Annotated in this window: 19 protein-coding genes and 3 tRNA genes; 8 read left to right on the top strand and 14 right to left on the bottom strand. The window is 48.3% G+C overall.

The window, feature by feature from the left end; translation table 11 throughout:
* Positions 1–55 precede the first annotated feature (55 nt).
* Positions 56–1,687: a glycoside hydrolase family 13 protein gene (locus DWZ44_RS11105; RefSeq protein ID WP_117802320.1), complete on the bottom strand. Its 1,632-nt coding sequence runs from the start codon at positions 1,685–1,687 to the stop codon at positions 56–58.
* Between the two features lie 101 nt (positions 1,688–1,788).
* On the opposite strand from DWZ44_RS11105, the gene DWZ44_RS11100 reads away from it, so the two are divergent.
* From DWZ44_RS11100 to DWZ44_RS11090, 3 genes are all read left to right on the top strand, one after another.
* Complete coding sequence (locus tag DWZ44_RS11100) at positions 1,789–2,211, top strand: cupin domain-containing protein (protein ID WP_117802319.1); 423 nt, start codon at positions 1,789–1,791, stop codon at positions 2,209–2,211.
* 721 nt (positions 2,212–2,932) lie between these two features.
* Positions 2,933–3,139: a DUF6199 family natural product biosynthesis protein gene (locus tag DWZ44_RS19330; RefSeq protein WP_334291862.1), complete on the top strand. Its 207-nt coding sequence runs from the start codon at positions 2,933–2,935 to the stop codon at positions 3,137–3,139.
* A gap of 17 nt (positions 3,140–3,156) precedes the next feature.
* Positions 3,157–4,179 carry a hypothetical protein gene (locus DWZ44_RS11090; RefSeq protein ID WP_055221986.1) on the top strand — a complete coding sequence of 341 codons (1,023 nt, stop codon included), beginning with the start codon at positions 3,157–3,159 and terminating at the stop codon, positions 4,177–4,179.
* A 198-nt stretch (positions 4,180–4,377) separates the two neighbouring features.
* Here the strand turns inward: DWZ44_RS11090 and DWZ44_RS11085 are convergent, their stop codons facing one another.
* The 7 genes from DWZ44_RS11085 to DWZ44_RS18705 form a co-directional block, all read right to left on the bottom strand.
* Entirely contained in the window at positions 4,378–6,018 is a 1,641-nt protein-coding gene (locus DWZ44_RS11085; protein WP_055221983.1) for a recombinase family protein, read from the bottom strand.
* A gap of 72 nt (positions 6,019–6,090) precedes the next feature.
* Positions 6,091–6,258, bottom strand: a complete 168-nt coding sequence (locus DWZ44_RS18440; RefSeq protein WP_164468434.1) for a hypothetical protein — start codon at positions 6,256–6,258, stop codon at positions 6,091–6,093.
* Between the two features lie 267 nt (positions 6,259–6,525).
* Positions 6,526–7,884, bottom strand: a complete 1,359-nt coding sequence (locus DWZ44_RS11075; protein WP_055221981.1) for a virulence-associated E family protein — start codon at positions 7,882–7,884, stop codon at positions 6,526–6,528.
* Positions 7,844–8,548 carry a CHC2 zinc finger domain-containing protein gene (locus tag DWZ44_RS11070; RefSeq protein WP_055266766.1) on the bottom strand — a complete coding sequence of 235 codons (705 nt, stop codon included), beginning with the start codon at positions 8,546–8,548 and terminating at the stop codon, positions 7,844–7,846. Before DWZ44_RS11070 ends, DWZ44_RS11075 begins: the two co-directional genes overlap by 41 nt.
* Positions 8,545–9,789 carry a hypothetical protein gene (locus tag DWZ44_RS11065; protein WP_055266764.1) on the bottom strand — a complete coding sequence of 415 codons (1,245 nt, stop codon included), beginning with the start codon at positions 9,787–9,789 and terminating at the stop codon, positions 8,545–8,547. The genes DWZ44_RS11070 and DWZ44_RS11065 overlap by 4 nt, the downstream gene beginning before the upstream one ends.
* Before the next feature lie 474 nt (positions 9,790–10,263).
* Positions 10,264–10,569: a hypothetical protein gene (locus tag DWZ44_RS11060; protein ID WP_055222220.1), complete on the bottom strand. Its 306-nt coding sequence runs from the start codon at positions 10,567–10,569 to the stop codon at positions 10,264–10,266.
* Positions 10,553–11,032, bottom strand: a complete 480-nt coding sequence (locus DWZ44_RS18705; protein WP_226906287.1) for a hypothetical protein — start codon at positions 11,030–11,032, stop codon at positions 10,553–10,555. The genes DWZ44_RS11060 and DWZ44_RS18705 overlap by 17 nt, the downstream gene beginning before the upstream one ends.
* A 175-nt stretch (positions 11,033–11,207) precedes the next feature.
* Between DWZ44_RS18705 and DWZ44_RS11050 the strand changes: the two genes are divergently transcribed.
* The gene (locus DWZ44_RS11050) at positions 11,208–12,056 is read left to right on the top strand and encodes a helix-turn-helix domain-containing protein (RefSeq protein WP_055266762.1); all 849 of its coding nucleotides are present in this window, start codon (positions 11,208–11,210) and stop codon (positions 12,054–12,056) included.
* Between the two features lie 80 nt (positions 12,057–12,136).
* Here DWZ44_RS11050 and DWZ44_RS18700 read toward each other — a convergent pair whose 3' ends face one another.
* From DWZ44_RS18700 to DWZ44_RS11035, 3 genes are read right to left on the bottom strand one after another with little or no spacing between them, the layout of a single operon-like run.
* Positions 12,137–12,439 carry a hypothetical protein gene (locus DWZ44_RS18700; RefSeq protein ID WP_055219875.1) on the bottom strand — a complete coding sequence of 101 codons (303 nt, stop codon included), beginning with the start codon at positions 12,437–12,439 and terminating at the stop codon, positions 12,137–12,139.
* Between the two features lie 12 nt (positions 12,440–12,451).
* Positions 12,452–12,634, bottom strand: a complete 183-nt coding sequence (locus tag DWZ44_RS11040; protein ID WP_055219873.1) for a hypothetical protein — start codon at positions 12,632–12,634, stop codon at positions 12,452–12,454.
* Positions 12,635–12,648: 14 nt separating this feature from the next.
* A complete protein-coding gene (locus DWZ44_RS11035; RefSeq protein WP_055219871.1) occupies positions 12,649–13,026 on the bottom strand; it encodes a TnpV protein in 378 nt (125 codons plus the stop codon).
* Between the two features lie 93 nt (positions 13,027–13,119).
* Here DWZ44_RS11035 and DWZ44_RS11030 point away from each other — a divergent pair, with 93 nt between their 5' ends.
* The 3 genes from DWZ44_RS11030 to DWZ44_RS11020 all read left to right on the top strand — a co-directional run bounded on the left by DWZ44_RS11030 (position 13,120) and on the right by DWZ44_RS11020 (position 14,050).
* Positions 13,120–13,689, top strand: a complete 570-nt coding sequence (locus DWZ44_RS11030; protein ID WP_158565884.1) for a helix-turn-helix transcriptional regulator — start codon at positions 13,120–13,122, stop codon at positions 13,687–13,689.
* A gap of 214 nt (positions 13,690–13,903) precedes the next feature.
* A tRNA-Glu gene (locus DWZ44_RS11025) sits at positions 13,904–13,975 on the top strand.
* A gap of 3 nt (positions 13,976–13,978) precedes the next feature.
* Positions 13,979–14,050: transfer RNA gene (locus tag DWZ44_RS11020), tRNA-Cys, on the top strand.
* Positions 14,051–14,158: 108 nt separating this feature from the next.
* On the opposite strand, the gene DWZ44_RS11015 is transcribed toward DWZ44_RS11020, so the two are convergent.
* On the bottom strand, positions 14,159–15,043 hold the full coding sequence (locus tag DWZ44_RS11015; protein ID WP_117802317.1) for an SH3 domain-containing protein: 885 nt from the start codon (positions 15,041–15,043) through the stop codon (positions 14,159–14,161).
* A 197-nt stretch (positions 15,044–15,240) separates the two neighbouring features.
* A complete protein-coding gene (locus DWZ44_RS11010) occupies positions 15,241–17,436 on the bottom strand; it encodes an alpha-galactosidase (RefSeq protein ID WP_117804868.1) in 2,196 nt (731 codons plus the stop codon).
* A gap of 245 nt (positions 17,437–17,681) precedes the next feature.
* Between DWZ44_RS11010 and DWZ44_RS11005 the strand changes: the two genes are divergently transcribed.
* Complete coding sequence (locus tag DWZ44_RS11005; RefSeq protein WP_117802316.1) at positions 17,682–18,539, top strand: AraC family transcriptional regulator; 858 nt, start codon at positions 17,682–17,684, stop codon at positions 18,537–18,539.
* Positions 18,540–18,697: 158 nt separating this feature from the next.
* Here DWZ44_RS11005 and DWZ44_RS11000 read toward each other — a convergent pair.
* Positions 18,698–18,769, bottom strand: a tRNA-Asn gene (locus tag DWZ44_RS11000).
* Positions 18,770–18,984 lie beyond the last annotated feature (215 nt).

The raw sequence follows: 18,984 nt of genomic DNA, 5'->3' as shown, positions 1-18,984 counted from the left end.
TGTTTCCAGTTGCTCCTGCAGTTTTCTTCTCCTGCTGCTTTTCATTTCTGTCTTTTTACTGCAGAAGTTCAATCATATACGCCTCATACGGCTGTAACTTCCACACTTCTTTTGTGAGACTTTCTGTATCATTATGAATCAGAACCGTTCCTTTTGTCAAATCATATCGGGCTTTCATCTCTGCCGCGGTATCCCGGAAATTGCAGAGCACAATCAGCTTTTTCTCTCCCAGATTTCTCTCATAAGCAAAAATATCCGGATTTTCTTCCTCAATCAGACGGAAATCCCCATAAACAAGAGTGTCATTTTTCCTACGCAGCGCAATTAGTTTTTGATAGAAATAGAAGAGGGAATCCGGATTTTTTCTGCTGTTTTCCACATTGATCTCCTCGTAATTCTGATTTTCCGCCATCCACGGTGTTCCCGCTGTAAATCCGGCGTGTTTTTCCGCATTCCACTGCATTGGCGTCCGCGCATGGTCCCGGCTGTTCCGTGCAAGATAGGTACGAATTTTTTCTTCCTCCCAGCCTTCTTTTTTACGGTCTTCGGCAAAATTTACAGACTCGATATCCTGATAGTCATCGATCCGAAGCCCTGACACATTTGTCATACCGATTTCTTCCCCCTGGTAAATATAAGGAGTTCCTTTCATCCCATGGAGAAGGACAGCCAACATTTTTGCTGATTTTTCCCGATACGGTTCCCTGTCATTTCCAAAGCGCGATATGACACGCGGAAAATCATGGTTTCCCCAGAACAGACTGTTCCATCCTTTTTCTTCCAGTCCCGTCTGCCATTTTTCAAAGAGCTGCTTCAGTTGCGGCAGCGTATACGGTTTCGGATCCCAGTTTCCACTTCGGATGCCGTCGATTCCCATCAGTTCAAACTGAAAAATCATACTGAGCTCCTGGCTTTCCGGATCAGAATACTGCTGTGCCATTTCTACCGTAGCACCTCCGGTTTCCCCCACTGTCAGGATCTGTTCTGATTTTCCATACGTATTCTGATTCATTTCCATTAAGTATGTATGAATCTGCTCTGAATGAGTATCATTTCCTCCATGTCCATCTTTTACAATATTGTCAATTGCATCCAGCCGGAAACCACGGATCCCTTTATCCATCCAGAACTGGATCATCCGGTACAGCTCTTTCCGAAGCGACGGATTTTTCCAGTTCAGATCCGGCTGCATTACACTGAAACTGTGATAATAATATTCCTGAACCTCCGGCACCCATTCCCAGGTGCTTCCTCCAAAGAATGCTCCGCCGCCTTCTGGCGGCTGCTCCTTCGTTCCTTCCTTCCAGATGTAAAAATCATGGTATTTACTGTTTCGATCCTTTCTGGCTTCCAGGAACCATGGGTGCAGATGGGAACTATGATTTAAAACAAGATCCATCATGACCACAATTTCCCGCTTTTCACAGGCTGCGATCAGTTCTTCCAGCTCTTCCATTGTGCCCGCTTCTTCCATTACTTTATAATAGTCACTGACATCATATCCATTGTCGTAATTAGGAGAATCGTTAAAAGGCGAAAGCCAGATGGCTCCAACACCAAGCTCCTGCAGATAGTCCAGCTTCTGCAGAATCCCTCCAAAATCGCCGATGCCGTCTCCGTTGCTGTCACAGAAGCTTCTGGTGTAAATCTGATATACGGTTAAGCTATGCCACCACTCTCTTTTCATTTTCTGTCCTCTCTTTCTTTTTTCCTATAAGAGCAGTATAATGATATTATCTTATATTTTCTAACCTGATTTTCGTATTTAATGAAAGGATTTTGACTTTTATGAAAAAAGAACGTTCAAAAGAGCTCTTTTCTCCTGAATCTTGTTCCCCTGTTCTTTCTGGCGGAATCCGGGATTTTACCGTGCATGGAACCGAACCTGTTCCGCTCCATATCTATCATCAGGATTATGCGCATGGCGGGCTCTCTGTTCCTTTTCACTGGCATAAAGAATTAGAATGGATCTGGGTTGAAAAAGGTACTCTCACTCTGACACTGAAAACTGAAACCCGGACAATTTCCGAAGGTACTTTTCTTTTCATCAACAGTCACGAACTGCATCAGCTCTGCAGCATTGGAACTACCCCTTCGATTCACCATGCCCTTGTATTTCTTCCAGAAATTCTCTCATGTGCCTATCTGGATTCCTGTGAAGCAGACTGGATTCGTCCGCTGCTCTCTCATCTTTGCCACATTGTCAAGTGATGAATTCAAGAAAACGGCAGCCGCAAAGAAAAATCTTTGTGGCTGCCGTTCTAATTGGCGGCTTGAAGCAAAAAAATCCCCGGTTGTACCAGGGAAATAAAAACTTTAGTATAGCCTAAAAGAGAAAGCTAGCGCCTTGAGGCGCGGCCAAGTAGAGTGGGCTTAAAGCCTGCGTCCCGAGCCACCCGTTTTACGGGTGGCAGCGACTCCTTGTCTGTTTATCTTATACTTGTCAATTTATATTATCCAATAATGTGAATTATAATATGACAGTACGGATGCATATTATAGAAACATAACTTTGAAAGAATCAAGCATAACCTGTGGAGTGACTCTTCAACGGATAAACTATTTTCACTTCATACAGTTCCGACATATGGAATAAGGAACACCAATCGCCCTCAATACAACTTTCTTTCTATTAGTTAAAAATGCACATAATCAAAAAAGAAAATCGACTTATTTTAGACAAATTCATTGACAAGTTCTGCTTTAGGTGATAAAATAAAAGTGAAAAGTCGAAATTTATATTGTTGGGAGGTAAGACCGATGATTTGTTTTAAGGTTAAGTTGCCTAACTTAATAATGGAGCATTTTTACCGGCGCTGCCAGCTTTGGAGGCTTAGAATTAAAATTGTTTCTATTTGCGCATAAGTTAGGCATGATTATTTGTCTACTTATGCGCTTTTTTATTTGAATTTTCAGTATTAGCAGAAAGGAAGTGTTATACATAGATAACATATGGCTTATCCTTTTGCTTCTATTAAGTTTTTTTATGATTTTTAAGCCGGAACTTTTATGGAAAATTGAACACTTCTTTTCTGTAAAAGGCGGTGAACCTACAGATTTATATCTTGGTTTGATGCGGGTTGCTGGAGTATTCTTTTTTATTGCATCCATCATTTGCATTATTGTTTTGGTTTTATAAGAGAAGGGGGGCTTTTAATGAAAAAGCTAACACGTAAGATTGTTGCACTTACTCTTTCCTTGGTTATGTGCATAAGTTTTTCTAACACTACTTTTGCTTATGCCGACAACGAGAATATCAGTTCTTCTGCTGAAGCAAGCAAAGTGAATTGGTGGAAGATTGGCTGGATTATCCTTTCAGATTATGTGGAAAAGCTTATCGATCTCGATGGACAGAGTGAAAAGGATAGTAGTTGGGCCTATCTTGTTTCACCTAGCATAGAATATAACACGGGTGATATGGGGCCTGAGGTTTATTTTCGTCCAGAAGTAGATAACAGCGTTGGTTCTATCCGTATGCATGGACATAGGATTATCTTTGTCGATATTTTTACACAGATTGCACTCATCTTGTCAGATGCCTCTGGTGATACGGTAAGTCAAGCAACTACTGGTACAAATCAGTATATGTTTTATACAAAGAAAGCAGGAGACAGTTCTGGTACATGGAAAGCACAGTTTGTTTCAACTGAGACATACAAATGGCAGTTGTATTATGCCCATTATTACAATGCCAATGCTCGTTCAAGTGTTCCTATGACGGAAGATGGATTTTACTTTGGGGATAATAACAGAGTTTATCAATTCTCTGTTGCAGAATCTTACAGACTTAATTCTCTTCCTCCAGAGGTTGTTGATATGACACAACTTAATGCTCAATTTATTAATCCTGCTGATGGAAAAACTGTAGATTATCTCAAAGACTTTAATGCTGGAGATCAAGTTCATTTCTCTGATATAATTATTGACATTAGTTATGATGCGACTGAGGATGCGACTACATTTTATTTTACCGAGGATACTTATGAGGAAAACATAGGATGGAAATTTGCAGGAAATCTTCTTGACCAATATTCCGCTGGTGATGTTCTGAATCTAACTTTTGATGTGTTGAATGTCGGAAACTATCAGGGCATTACTTTTGAAAGCCTCGACTACTTTGAAGCAGCTTACGCGCATAATAACGGTGCCGCTTATCCCAATATTCAAGATTACCAATAATTTGATTTTGACATAAGGACTTATAGAAGAGGGCGTGTTGCGGATAATTTTCTGCAACGCGCCCTTTTTAGTATGCTTTAGCAAAATAAAGTTATCCCTTTTACTCTGGCCAAAGGAATAACTTTATTGCCTGATAGCATTAAAAGAAAATTGTTGTATCACTTTTGATATAAATTAAAAGTATTTAGCGTCTAAATTCTACCTTGACATTTCCCCAACAAAATTGTAAATAATCTTAACCTCCTGTGTCCTCTGACCATCAATCTTCTTGATTTCTCCAATCAGAATCCGGCTAATGAGCCGGTTCAGCACCGCCTCGTCCAGTTCCTCGATGGCGGCATAGCGCCGGATTTCCTTGATAAAAGTGCGGACTTCGCTTTCTTGCGCATCGGCACGACCTTGCATCATTGCCAGGTCATGCAGGCGTTTCTGGTTGGATTCCTGCTCCTGTTCCAGCGCCGCCGTCAGCTTCACAAACCGCTGCTCGGTCAGGATGCCTTTGGCCTTATCGGTGTACAGGCTCAGGAACATCCCGTCAATTTCCTGATTTCGGGCTTCCAGCCGCAGGCGTTCCTTTTCTGTCTGGGAGGCGTCCACCAGATACCGGTGCTCCATCCGGCGGCTGAGCCGCTGGTAGAACGCATCGGCATCCTTCATAGCCTGCGCCGCCAGTTCCTGAATGTCTTTCAGCACCAGATTGTATAAATCCCTGGCCTCGATCTTGTGGCTGGAACAGACCTTGCAGCCCATGCGGTTGTAGGTCTGGCAGATATAGTACGCCTTGTCAATCGGCTCCCGCATTTCGCCGGTGAAGCGGTTCTTCCCGGTTCGGCCCACTTTCTCATACCGCACCTGCATGGACTTCCCGCAGGTGGCGCAGTAGACCAGACCGTGGAACAGATTATAAAAGGGGCAGGAATTCCCCTGAATGGTCGGCCTGCGGTCAATGAGTTCCTGCACCTGTTCCCATTCCTCCGGCGTCACAATGGCCTCATGGCAGCCCTCGATCACTTCCCACTGGTCACGGGGAATAATGTCATAGGTGTTGGAGCGGATGCCTTTCTGATGCGTCCGAAAGACCAAATGTGCGCCCTTATAGAATGGATTTCTCAGGATGTGACTGATTCTGGCTCCGCCCCAGAAATAATAGTTGGCGTCAAACTCCGTGTTGGCTTTGACATGGGTGATTGGGATTTTTTCTTCCATCAGACGTTTGGAAATCCTCATGCAGCCCAGCCCGTCAAGGGCATAGTCATAGATTTTGCGGATGATTGGCGCTGTCTCAGGGTCAATGATGAGATGCCCCTTGTCCTCCGGGTCACGCATCAGGCCGAAGGGCGGCGTCCCTCCGCAGAACTTCCCCTGCCGGGAGCGGGTGGTGATGCCTGCCAGCACCTTTTTAGAAATATCCCGGCTGTACATATCGTTCAGGATATTCTTAAAGGGCGTAATGTCCATCTCCTGACGGGTCAGGCTGTCCACGCCGTCCGTGATGGCGATATAGCGTACATTGTGTTTGGGGAAAAAGATTTCGATATAGCTGCCAGCTTCAATATAGTTCCTACCAAGCCTGGATAGGTCTTTGGTGATGACGCAGCCGATCTTCCCCGCCTCAATGTCAGCGATCATGCGCTGGAAGGCAGGGCGGTTGAAATTGCGGCCCGTATAGCCGTCATCCACATAATATTCATACTGGAACATTCCATGCTTTTCAGCAAAGTCCCGAAGCATGATTTTCTGGTTGCTGATGCTCATACTCTCGTTGTCGCCGCCGTCATCCAGAGAGATGCGGCAGTAGAGAGCGGTGATTTTCTCATAGACTTGTTTTTTCCTGCTCATAGCGTTCTCCTTCTATGAACAGGGACACGATACCATTATAGTACCATGTCCCTGCCCCTGAATCAACCGTTTTTACGCAGCGTTTTCGGCCATTTCCCGCTGTTCCAGCCATTCCTCGAAGTGTTCGCAGGTCTGGCGCTCGATCAGCTGCTCAAAGGCTTCCCGCATGGACTTCTCCCCGGAGAACTCCCGCACCACCACAAAACGGACTTTATTTTTCTGCTGTTTGCTTTTTTCCATAGGCTACCTCCATAGAGTAGCAGGCCAGACGGCAGCACTGGCAACGAAGTCCGGCAACGAACCTCTGAAAACCTGTAAACTACCGTCTGACCTGCAAATCTTACTTTATCAATTTTCTTGAAAAATCTCGTTGTTTTCGTTGCCGGAGATAGAGATAGATATTAGAAAATACCTTATTTACAGGCTTTTTCCGTATCCAGACCGGAGAATCCCCGGCAACAAACCCGGCAACCAAGTGGCAACCATCCCGGCAACAGACCGCTAATTTTATGCGATCCACTCCTTCGGCAGTTCCAGCTGGCAGCATTCTTCCTCGGTCAGCTCCACAAATCCATCTTCGTTGCCGGGCAGTTCGTTGCCGGAAACGTCCCGTTCCCAGCCCCTCTGCCTGCCATATCCGGTGAACATCCGGGGATTGGAGAATGGTTTCCAGCCCGTCACCACCGTGTTCATGATCTCGTTGATATTGTGCAGCTGCCACCGCTTCGGCTCATCGTAGGTGTGGCCCAGCGCCTCCTTGAACAGCTGTTTGGAGCAGACCATGCTGCCGGTGTAGTGTTCCAGAAAGCCCTGTATCTGTCCGGCCTCGGTGTCCTCCGGCATGAAATCCTTCTGCACCTCCACCAGCTGGCGCTGGATGGACTTGCTGAACTTCATAGAGTAGTGGCCGCTGCGGTAAATCGTCATGGCCTCCGCCCAGACCTGTAAAAGATAGGCTCTGGAGGCGTCCTCGTCCTCCAAAATGTGAACCTCTGCATTCTCCGGGTAAATCATGATCGGCAAAAAGCGCCGATTTCCGGCCCGGTCAAGGGGCAGGAAGTCCAGTGTGTTGGACGAACCGCCGAACACACACTGCCGCAGCCGGTCTTTGGGCTGGGCCTCGTAGGGCGTCCGGTAGGTTTCCTTCTGGCGGCTGATAAAGGAGCGGATTTCTTCAATGCTTTTGGCGCTGCTGGTAGCCAGCATCTCCGACATTTCGATAATCCAGTGTCCTTGCAGCTTCAGATACACCCTGTCATCGTCCAGTTTTTTCAGGTCGTCACTGAACCACTCGTCCCGGATCGCCAGCAAGCGGAAGAAGCTGGACTTGCCAGCCCCCTGACCGCCCACCAGACAGAGCATTTCCTCATATTTGGAGCCGGGGCGGAATACCCGCCGGATAGCCCCCAGCAAAAAGTGTTTCAGCATTTCCTCCACATAGTCGCTCTCGTCCGCACCTAAGAAATGATGGAGACAGGAGCGGATGCGGGGCGTCCCGTCCCAGACAAGGCCGTTTAGCACGTCCTGTATGGGATGGTAGCAGTTCTCATTCGCCACGATGGAGAGCGCCGCCGTCATCTTTTTCTCACTGGTCAGGCCATAGGTCTGCTCAAAATAGAGAAGCAGATATTTCACGTCCGTATCCGTCAGGGCACTGGTATTCCTGCGCCAGCCTAAATCCTGTACAATGTCCACCCGGTCAGTCAAAAGGTTCAGGCGGATCGCCCCACGCAGGAGAGGGTCATGGCAGAACACCGTCCGGCAGTTGCCGATGGTGTTGGCGGGCTGGCCCTTCTCGGTGACGGACAGGCTTTCCCGCACCTCATCAACGCTCCGCTCCGGCGCTAAGGCTTCGGCTGCGCTCATGGCGGCCTGCCGGGTGGCTAGCGGTAAACTCTGATATTCGCTGCTCAATCTTCCTCACCTCTTTTCCATACTCAGCGACCACGGAAGCACGTTCCTCCATGCTGCCGGACAAGAGAATATCCAGCAGATATTCCGTGTACGGTTTCTTTTGCAGGGCCTCCACGAACAGCGGATTCCACGCTTCATCCGGCGTCTGCGGGGCGTATTCCTTCTCCCAGCGTTCCAGCAGATGCAGGTAATTGCACAGCACCCGGAAACATTTCTGCTCCGCCTGCCGGTAACGCAGTTCCTCGCTGATTTTTCGCTTGACCGGCCTCCTGCGGGGCGGGTCATGGCCTTTGGCGTCATAGTGGACAGAGAAATCCTCCGCCAGCTTCAGCGCCGCCTCCTTACTGCTCAGACTAAACAGACGGGCGGTAAAATCAATCACATCCCCATCTGCCTGACAGCCAAAGCAGTGGAACCGATGGTCAATCTTCATACTGGGATGTTTGTCATCATGGAAGGGACAGCAGGCCATGCCATTCCTGCCAACCTGCACCCCGTAATATTCCGCAGCCTGCCTTGTGGTGACAGACTCCTTCACCGCTTCAAATATATTCGATTTTCTCACCTCCAGGCAGAGAAAAAAGCACCCGTTTCCGCAGAAAATCAGGTGCCTCATAACTCCATATCGTGTTTCTTTTTCGGAGCAATCCGCCCCTCACGTTCCCAGCGTTCCCGGTTATCTCGGTCAGCGTTCAGCCTGCCTTTCGCCAGCTTCTCCCGGATGGATTCTCTGGCCTTCTCCTTAATCTGCTCCTTACCGGCCTTCTTGACCTCCGGCTGCATGAGAGTTTTCTGGATTTTTGCCAGGGCGTTCTGCATGACCCGTTTGATTTTGGTAATCACTCCATCCAGACGGGCGGCAGCGTAGTCACGCTCCTTCTTCGGGGCCTTCCGCTCCGGCGAAAGCACCCACTTTTTCGTTTCCTCGATCAGACGAATATCTTCTTTGTGTGTCTCCTGCCGGACGGTATCGGTCACCACCTCCACCGCCTTGTCATAGGCCGCATCGGAAACATCATCTAACAGCGTCTCCACGTCCTCGATTTTGAGCGTCAGTTCTTCCAGCTTCTGCTCCTGCGCCGCAAGCTGCTCCTTCTGCTTCATCAGGATATAATCCTGTTTTTCCAGATAGTCCCGCCCGCCGTAGGACGGCTCCTGATCCAGATGCAGCCCATGCCGTCTGGCGATGTCAAACAGGATCGTCCGGCAGACCGCATCAAAGGTCTGCTTGCGGTTGTTGTTCCGGCCTTTGGGCTTCTCCGGGTTGGGGAGAGGGATGCCAAGTTCTTCCAGCGCCTTTTCCTGCTGGGGGCACAGTTCCCCATAGCGGTTCTCACAGTCAAAGACGTGCCGCTCATGGATGTGGGGCGTCCCCTCGTCCAGATGGAGCGCCCAGTCCAGGATGTGGATATGGGAACCGAAGCGGCGCTCAAATTCCTGATAAAACTCATTGACGATGGAAAAGAGCGTATCCGGCGAGACGGATTCTCCCATCGTGCCGATCTGGTAGATACTTTCCTCCGGGCAGGTCTTGTTGTTTTTCAGCAAGTCCTCCACAGTGCGGTTGCGCTCGGTGTGCCGGGTTTTCTCATTCCGGGCGTTCTGAGCTTCCACATAGCCGCCGTAATGCTCGTAGTAATACATCCGCTCGATTTCCTCAAAGCTGAAATCCGGCTGCTCCGGGTTCTCCCGGAACTCATGGGTGGTAAAGCCCCGGTAGCAGTCCCAGTAGACATTTTGCCTTGCCCGTTCTGCGTCAATGTGTTCGCTGTTCTCCACATCGAACCGGCGGTCATTGTGGCGGGGATTATAGGTGCCATGCTTGCCGGAGCGTCCATTGTGTCGTGTCAGTTTCAAACAGATTTCCTCCTTCCTGCGAAGATGTTCTGGGGCCGGGGAAGGGGCGGCGAAGCCGCAAATCCTGCGAATTTTGCGTCAGGTAATACCCAATACAAGTTGACGCAGGCATCAACTTTCCCTGGGCAAGGCGTTTCACCCTTGACCCGATGGGGCGGCTGCCCTCAACCTGCCAAGGCACTTCGTCCTTGACCCGATAATGGCTGCCGCCCTTAACCTGCCAATGGGCGTTGCCCCTTGACCCCAGCAGTGCGCTGCCGCCCCTGCACCCCGCCACAAAGGGCTGGCCGCCCTCTGTACTTCCGCACCGGCGAAGCTGGCTTCCACCGCAGGAACGGTGTTTGCCAGTTTCACCGGCTCCGTATCCACACATTTGCGCCCATAGGCGGGGAGTGGATACGGAATACGCCTGCGGGGATTGCCGGTCAAAACATCGGGTGCAGACCCGTCATTTTTCCCGTAAACACCCCGATTTTAGGCGATTTTTTCTTCCGTTACCACCACCTGAAAGCCATGCTCCTTTGCGTACTCCCTTGCGGCGGCTTTCCGTTCTTCGCTGTACGGAGGCACCAGCCGGATCGACAGCCGGGACTTGTCCAGCACATAGGTCACGCTGCCCTCCGGCGTGCTGCGCTCCAACCGGCACAACAGTGGGTACTTCCGGCTGAAATCAGCCAGCCTGCGCTTCAAGCTGGCGTTGAAGGTGTAGACGCTGGCAAGGTTCTCCGCCTCGTTCCAGTTGATGATGGTTTCTTTCTCATACTTAGACAGCTTCTTCATACAGATCCTCCTCATAATCGGTGTAAGATTTCAGCACACGCAGGTTGCGCTTGAGACGGCGGTACTCGTCCATCTCCATGCGCAGATGGTGATAAAAATCCTCGTACCAGCTTTCGTTCATCTCCGTCTCCACCTTCCGGGCCAGCCCCAGCATCCGGCGTTTGGCCTCCGGGTCAACCGTCAGAGCCGTCAGCCATTTCAGCCGTGTCACCGTATTGTGGTGGCTGAGACAGCCGTAAGCGTAGAGAATCTTCTTTTCTTTCATACTCAGTGTCATAATGATTTCCTCCATTTCTTTGCTGCGGAGCCATGCGCCCCGCATGATAAACTTGTTTCCTGTCCGCCGGTCTGCCTGCAAGCCGCTCCTGCCCGGAATTTCTCCCGGCGTATCGGCCTCTTTGGTGTGCTCGATTTCTGTCCTGGCGTCACTTCCCCGGAGGCCATACCCCTTGCAGCCGGTCATTCGATTTTCAAGGTTCTGTGCCTGTCTGCAAGAACCAGTTTACCGAAAAAAGAGGCCCTTTCCCGTATATCCAAAACGTCGGAAAAACGCTCGAAATCCGCATATTTCCACGCTTATGGAATCGTGCTATAATGGGTGTAATCACTGAAAAAGATAACGAGAGAGGGGGCTTTGGATGTACGCAAAGCTGACAATCCCGGAGCGGCTCAAAGACCTGCGGGTGGTGGACAAGCACCTGACGCTGGAACAACTGGCGGAGCAGACCGGCCTGTCTAAATCCGCGCTGGGAAAATACGAAACCGATGACTACAAGGACATCAGCCCGTTTGCGATTGCAACGCTGGCGGACTTTTACGGCGTGTCCACCGACTATCTGATGGGGCTGACGGAAAATAAAAATCACCCAAACACAGAACTTCAATCTCTGCATCTGAGTGATGATATGGTGGAACTTTTGAGCAGCGGCAAAATCAACAACCGGCTTCTCTGCGAACTGGCTGCCCACCCGAATTTCCGGCGGCTGATGATAGATATGGAAATCTGCATCGACCAGATCGCCAATATGCGGGTGGAGCAGATGAATCTGGTGTTGGAGGCCACCCGGCAGACCGTCATGAGCAAGTATGCGCCCGGAGAAGATGACCTCTATATGCGGACGCTGGAACTGGGGCAGGTGCAGGAAAGCGATTTTTACAGCCATGTCATGCACGATGATCTGGACAGCATCGTCCGGGACATCCGGGAAGCACACCGCAAGGACAAGACCACCGCCGACCCGCAGCCCACGCTGGATGACGTCAAGGAAAAGTTTGAACAGGCGCTCGAACAGGGCAGCCAAGAGGAAGTGGTAATCCACGAATTTTGCGACAGAATGCAGATACCCTTCGAGAAGATTTCCTCAGAGGACTTCTCTGCATTTTTGCGGATACTGAGCCTGTCCAAAATGCTCAAAAATCCCAACAACATGAGAGGAAAGGCCAAGCCGCAGCCGTACTATGCGCCCAAGCGGAAGAAACGCAGATAACAGGAAAGCCGCCCAATCTGTACCGTTGGACGGCTTTCGACCCGTTTGTGGGCGGAATAAAATATGTGGTTATACATCCGTTAGCTGACCGTTTTCATCAGCTTTTTCATAAACTTCCAGAGACGGATGCCATCTTTGAGGCCCAGCCGGTAAAAGAAGCACTCGCTTTCTGCACCAGAATCGAAAATAGAATCACAGTAGTGTCTTACAGCGTCCTTCTGTTCCTCAGACAATGCGCTGATTGCTTTTTCATACTCGTTTTCCAAGCGAAGGCAGTCCTCTTTTTTCTCCGTGCCGGTTTCTGCCTCCCGCCACTTAGCAAACTGGCTCTGCATCCGCTCCTGAATCATCAAATCAACCAATTTTTCTATATCTGTACCCATAAGCGCCCCTCCTTATGCTGGGCGGATATAATTCCGGTATGTTTCCAGGACGGAATCTGACACACCGCTTTTATATACTTTGCGGATGTCGGAGATTTCCTCTTGCTTCAGCAGTTTCAGCCATTTCAGCAGCTCAGCCCTGCCGTTGGCAAAGTTACAATAACGCCCATCGGCGTATTCGATACGGTATCTCATAGACAGGCACCTCCTTAAACAAAAATCATCTCAGAGAGGATGATTTCCTCTGCTCGGCTGCGAATGCTGTTCATGCCCCCGACCCACGCAAGCTGGTCACGGGCTTTCAGTTCCTCGGTGACACCCTCCGCCTCCTGCATCTGCGAGACGATACACGCCAGCCGGTCAGCGGCCTGTTCGTTCAGGTCAGCAAGATATGTCCAGAGTTTTCCCGACAGAAGCAGGGCATTGTACTGGCCGGGCCGGTGTTCTTGCAGAAACGCTTTGTGCATCCGGCCCCACCGCCCAATGGGGCGGCTTTCCTCCGGTAGCTCCAGATCGGGGATGTAGTAGTCTCCCACCAGCGTGTAGCTGATTCCGTTTTGATGGATTTTCTTTGGTAAATGCTCCATGTTCGACCTCCTGTATTCAGTTATTTCAGAATCCAGTTGATCGTGTCCCTGTTCATGATAAATTCAAGGCAACTGAACTCTTCACGAACAAGTATGGCATATCAACTGCTTCTTCCGGCTTTTCCATTGGAAGAGCTTTCTGCTGCTGAAGCCTCCTCTCAGACACAGAAAACATTTGTACTGACATTATCTGAGCTTTTCCAGGAAATCCTGTATGCATACGATACCAAACCCATCGGCTGGTTTCTTCTGATCAAAAGTGACATGTATCGGATTCTTGCACTTCTGGCGCAATACCAGCTTTTTCTTCATCCGGAACCCCTCTGCACTCGTAAAAAAGAAAGATCTGATCAGTGTAAAAAACTCTTACGTTATATTCAGGATAACTATGATTCTAAAATCCGTCTTTCAGATCTTGCTGCTATACTCAATATGAATCCACAATATTTTTGTCGTTTCTTCAAAACGCACTTTCACACAACGCCTATTTCCTATATCAACCAGTACCGCGTAACCCAAGCCGCAGATCTTCTTACCGGCAGCTCGCTTTCTATCTTGGAAATTGCTCTGCATACCGGATTTGAAAGCCCCAGCTATTTTGCCAGCATTTTCCGCCGGACTTTTGGTATGTCACCGGAAGAATATCGAAAGGCCATGCCCTGACCCGGCAAATTTTTCTGTTTCCTTTTTATATCTACGCAAAGATAAATCACTTTCTTACACAGCGAAACTCAAATTTTTTCCTTCTGAATGCACGGCAACACAAATCTCAAAAATTTTTGATTTTTTTTCAAAAAACACTTGCCAAACTCGTTTTCTTATGATAATATACTACTTGTCGCTGAGCAAAAATCACGGCAGACAAAACAAAAACTTCGGCTCCGTGGTCAAGCGGTTAAGACATCGCCCTTTCACGGCGGTAACACGGGTTCGATTCCCGTCGGAGTCATATGGCGTCGTAGCCAAGTGGTAAGGCAATGGTCTGCAACACCAGTATCCACCGGTTCAAATCCGGTCGACGCCTCTTCTTTCCCGGAAACAGATAGTTTCCGGGATTTTTCTTTTTCAAAATTATTTCAAAAAAGCTGCCGGTTCTGTTTGCTTCGGCAGCTTTTTTGAAAATATGATTTTTTTAATTTTCTTTTTCTTTCACATAGTCTTCGTACACATACGCCGTTTTTCCCTCATACGAAATCTTGTACCATCCGTTTTCTTTTCCGAGCATTTCCACTTCTTCCCCTGTCGTCAGAGCTCCGATGACCTGGCTTGTGCTGACGTTGGGTTCTGTACGTACATTGACCGGTGAGATACAGGTGACGGTTTTCTTACCCTTCTGCTTTTTCACGCCATCCGAATTATTTTCTGCTTCCAGAGCTCTTTTCTGCTCCTTGCAGGCCGTCTGAAATGTTTCTGTCAGCAGCTCATTGTCCGGGAACTGCAGAGACTCCAGTATTTCCGGCACGATTTGCTGTGTATCGTTGCTGCCGCTTCCTTTTTTCCATATGATCTGATACCCTTCATTCTCCGTTTTCACCCCGCAGAAAAATGCAATCGGAATCTGCTGGGAATTTTTTACCTGGAAACGATAAAAGGAACTCTCGTTATCTTTTCCTTCGTTAGCTGTTTTCACCATAAAATCACTGATGCTGTTTTCCCCTGTTATTTCATTCGGATAGAGCAAATTTTCAGCGCTCTCTTCGTCCTCCGGAAAATCCATAAGTATCACTTTTGCCATTCCTTCCCGATACGATATCTCAAGACTTTCCCCATCTTCCGATATGAAACTGCATTGGATTTTTTCATCTCTCATTACATTCCAGCCTTCTGGAAGTGTGATTATAATATTCTGGTATGTAGAAAGAAACTCTTTTTCACCATCTTCTGACTCATCCTGGACACTGGATGCTCTTTCGGAGACAGCCGATGGATTCTCCTTTTTCACCTGCTGATTTCCACATCCCATTACCACAATAGTTGTCATCAGAAGAACCGCTAAACAGTTTTTTCTGTTTCTCATGTACAATTTCCTTTCTTGACAGTTCCGTCTTTATTTTCTGTCAGAAAATTTCTTTTGCTTATTGTATCACAACTATTTTTGCACTGTAAAGAGTACGTTCCTTCCCTCCTGCCTTGATTTTCTTTATGCAAAAAAATCTCCAACCAGATTGAGGTTCCCTCCCCCTCAAATCCAGTTGAAGATTTTTCTTATCTTTTTTATTTTACTTCTGTAAATTCGACCCGGATACTCTCATACTCTCCCAGCACCTGATGCAGGGTCAGCCCCGCACGGTTCCAGGTACGGCCAAGGCGGACTTCCTGGTCCAGGCTGCAGCGGTACAGCTTATCCTCTGCAAGACCGCACACTTTCGTGTGAACCGGAAGCATATTTCCTTCTGCGTCAGTCTTTACGATCGTAAGCAGTGCGCGGCTCTGATCCTCTGCCACGAACTCCCATGCCATGAAATCCTGTTTTTTCAGTCCGGTCAGACGGTAATACAGGCCTTCGTGTGTGAGCTCGTAATATTCATGCATCGCAGCAACCTGCTCTTTTACCATCTCTTTTTCTTCCTCTGAAATCTTATTCAGATCCATCTCATATCCAAAGCTTCCTGCCAGCGCCACATCGCCTCTTGTCCGGAACGGTGTCACACGGCCGGTCTGATGGTTCGGGCATACAGAAACGTGGGAACCAACGGTACTGATCGGATAGAAGAACGAGCTTCCGTACTGGATAGACAGGCGGTTGATCGCATCGGTATTATCGCTGCACCAGATCTGCGGAGAGTAATACATCATACCGGCATCATATCTTCCGCCTCCTCCGCTGCAGCCCTCGAGCAGCAGATTCGGGCATGCGGCAAGGAATTTTTCCATCAAATCGTAAACACCGAGCACATAGCGGTGATACAGCTCTCCGTTTCGGCTCTGTGCTGCCACATGGCTGTAAACATCGCAGACACTGCGGTTCATATCCCATTTGACATAATCAATCTTTGCATCATGAACGATGGTTGTCAGACGCTCCAGCAGATACTCACGCACATCCTCACGCGTCATATCAAGTACAAGCTGATTTCTGCTGTGGTTCGGCACACGGCCAGGAATTGCAAATGCCCAGTCCGGATGTGCACGGTAAAGATCACTGTCCTCGGAAATCATCTCCGGCTCAAACCAGAGACCGAATTTCATGCCCATCTTGTGAATTTTTTCTGCAAGCTGCGCCATGGAGCCGTTCATCTTTTTCTCGTTGACGAACCAGTCACCGAGACCACTGTTATCATCCTCTCGTTTTCCAAACCAGCCATCGTCAAGCACCAGCATCTCAATGCCAAGCTTTTGCGCCTGTTCTGCAATTTTCAGGATTTTTTCTTCGTTGAAATTAAAATAGGTTGCTTCCCAGTTGTTGATCAGAATCGGTCGTTTGGCATGCTTGTATGCGCCACGGCAGATATGCTCGCGGATGATCTCATGATACTGCTGTGACAGTTTGGTAAGGCCGGTTCCGGAATAGCTTAAGATTGCCTGCGGGGTATCGAACGCCTCTCCTTTTTCCAGATGGAAGCAGAAATTGGTCGGATGAATACCCATCTGAAAACGGGTCTGATTTTTCTGATCCTTCTGTGCTGCCGCAACAAAGTTTCCGCTGTAAACGAGGCATGCGCCGATGCAGGAACCGTGTGTCTCACCCGCACCCTCCTCGCAGAGGATCACAGCCGGATTGTAATGATGGCTCGATGTACCGCGGGTGCTTCCGATCTCGACTTTTGCATGCTGCACCGGAATCCGCTCCGCCGTACGCTCCATCGCATGACGACCCGAGAAATAGATCATCTCATAATTTTCATACATCAGATCCATGCTGAATGACAGCATTTTTTCCAGCTCAATTGCCGTTTCTCCGTGATTTTCGAGTCTTGCCGCTCTCGTAATCACATTTTCCTTTTCAAATACACCGTAAAACAGCTTCAGCACAATGTCGGAAGCCTTCTCCGTCATTGTAATAACAAGAGTCTCACCTTTTTCTTCCTCTGTATCGTACAGCGCCGGCATTCCGGGAATAGCATAGGAATGATCCAGAATTTCGAACGAATCGAAACGAAAATCTGCTGCAAAGCTGCCGTCCGCGTGGCGGATCTCAATCATATCATCACGGAAATCACCGACACCACTTCCCGGAATTTCCTGCGGAAGTGCATCAAGAGAATATTTCCGGTTAGGGCCTGCCTCCTCCGGATTTCCTGCAAATCCCATATCTGTACAGAAAATCAGACCGGAAAGATTTTCCTCACCGATTTTTTCTCCATAGTAGAGATGCAGAAGCACATTTTTGTCATCTGCGAACATCTGGTAACTGCTGTCTTTTGTCTGGAGGGTAAATAACCGTCCATTTTCACTTACTTTGATTGCCATAGTTTTTTCTCCTTTATCTTATCGCATTTTTTCGGGCTGCTCACACCAAAATCACTTTCTTACATACCCGAACAGCAAGTGTTCCGGTGCTGCGTGAACCGCAACGGCTGCTACTCCGGGCCTTTGATCTTCTACAGCGGCTTGCAGTATCCTGCAAAACACGATATAATTTTACTGACATTTCGGAATCTCATCCTTTTGTGACATTCCGGCTTTTCTGATGATTCATTTTGTGAGGTATACTTATGGAAACTTCCTGGACACTTCCCGTCCCAAAGCATAAATTTTCGGATCTTTATCTCTGCTTCTGCGGCTACGAAGCCTGCCAGCCGTTCCACAGCTACGGCCCGGCTGTCCGCCCCAATTACGTGATCCACTATATTATTTCCGGGAAAGGCATTTTTACCATCGGAAACCGCACTTACCGCTTAACCGCCGGACAGGGCTTTTTCCTGATGCCAAATGTCCGCACCTACTATGAAGCCGATGCGGATGATCCCTGGACCTATCTCTGGATCGGTTTTGACGGCGAAAAAGCTGCCTCTTATGTACAGGAACTCGGTCTTTCCGAGGAGCACCCTGTCTACCAGTGCAACTTTTCCGGTGAACTGCAGTCCCTCCTGTTTCAGATGCAGAAGCACAATACCTATGACACCTCTGACCAGTATCTTCTGGAAGGCTGTCTATACCAGTTTTTCTCAATTCTTTCCCGCGAAATCACGCTTGCCGACCCTTTTGCACGGGAGAGTGGCAATCTTTACGTGGAAAAAGCCGTTGAGTTTATCCGAAATAATTATTCCAATGAAATCCTTGTCTCGGATATTGCCAGATATGTCTGCATCAACCGAAGTTACCTTTATACCCTGTTTCAAAAATATCTCCATACCTCACCGCAGGACTATCTTTCTTCCTGCCGGATCACGCGTGCGCTCGAGCTTTTATCGTATACGGATCTCTCCATCGAAACGGTCGCTTTTTCCTGTGGTTACCGGAATGCCGAAGTTTTTACCAAAGCCTTCCGCCAGAAGCAGGGCATGACGCCAAGCGCCTATCGGAAAAAGTTCCGCCTGGACACGACTCCGGACTCTGCACATGTTCCGTGATCTGTCTGATTTTATTATAACGAAATCTTTTTTCCATGAACAGGAAGAAATGTTATGGAAAACCGTCAAAATGTTAGATGGCATTTCTTAATGGCTACAGACAGCAAAAAAGCGATACAGCTATGATTTCTCATTTCTGTATCGCTTCTTCATCTTAGCTCCCCGAGTTGGGCTCGAACCAACAACCCTTCGGTTAACAGCCGAATGCTCTACCATTGAGCTATCGAGGAATACCTCAGGAATCTTTTCCTGACAATCGTTACTATAACACAATCTTTTTCGAAAAACAAGTATTTTGCGGAAAATAATTACAAAAAGCCACCGGATCTCTCCGATGGCCTTTCTGATATACCTTCAAAACCGCACATACTTTACATCTATCATTCCATTTCTGTGAACACAACCAATTAGGTCAAGCCCTCGACCGATTAGTAACAGTCAGCTC

Source organism: Blautia sp. AF32-4BH (assembly GCF_003460565.1).
Lineage (GTDB): Bacteria > Bacillota > Clostridia > Lachnospirales > Lachnospiraceae > Fusicatenibacter > Fusicatenibacter saccharivorans.
Note: the sequence above shows the minus strand (reverse complement) of the source record. Positions and strands in the feature narration are given on the sequence as shown.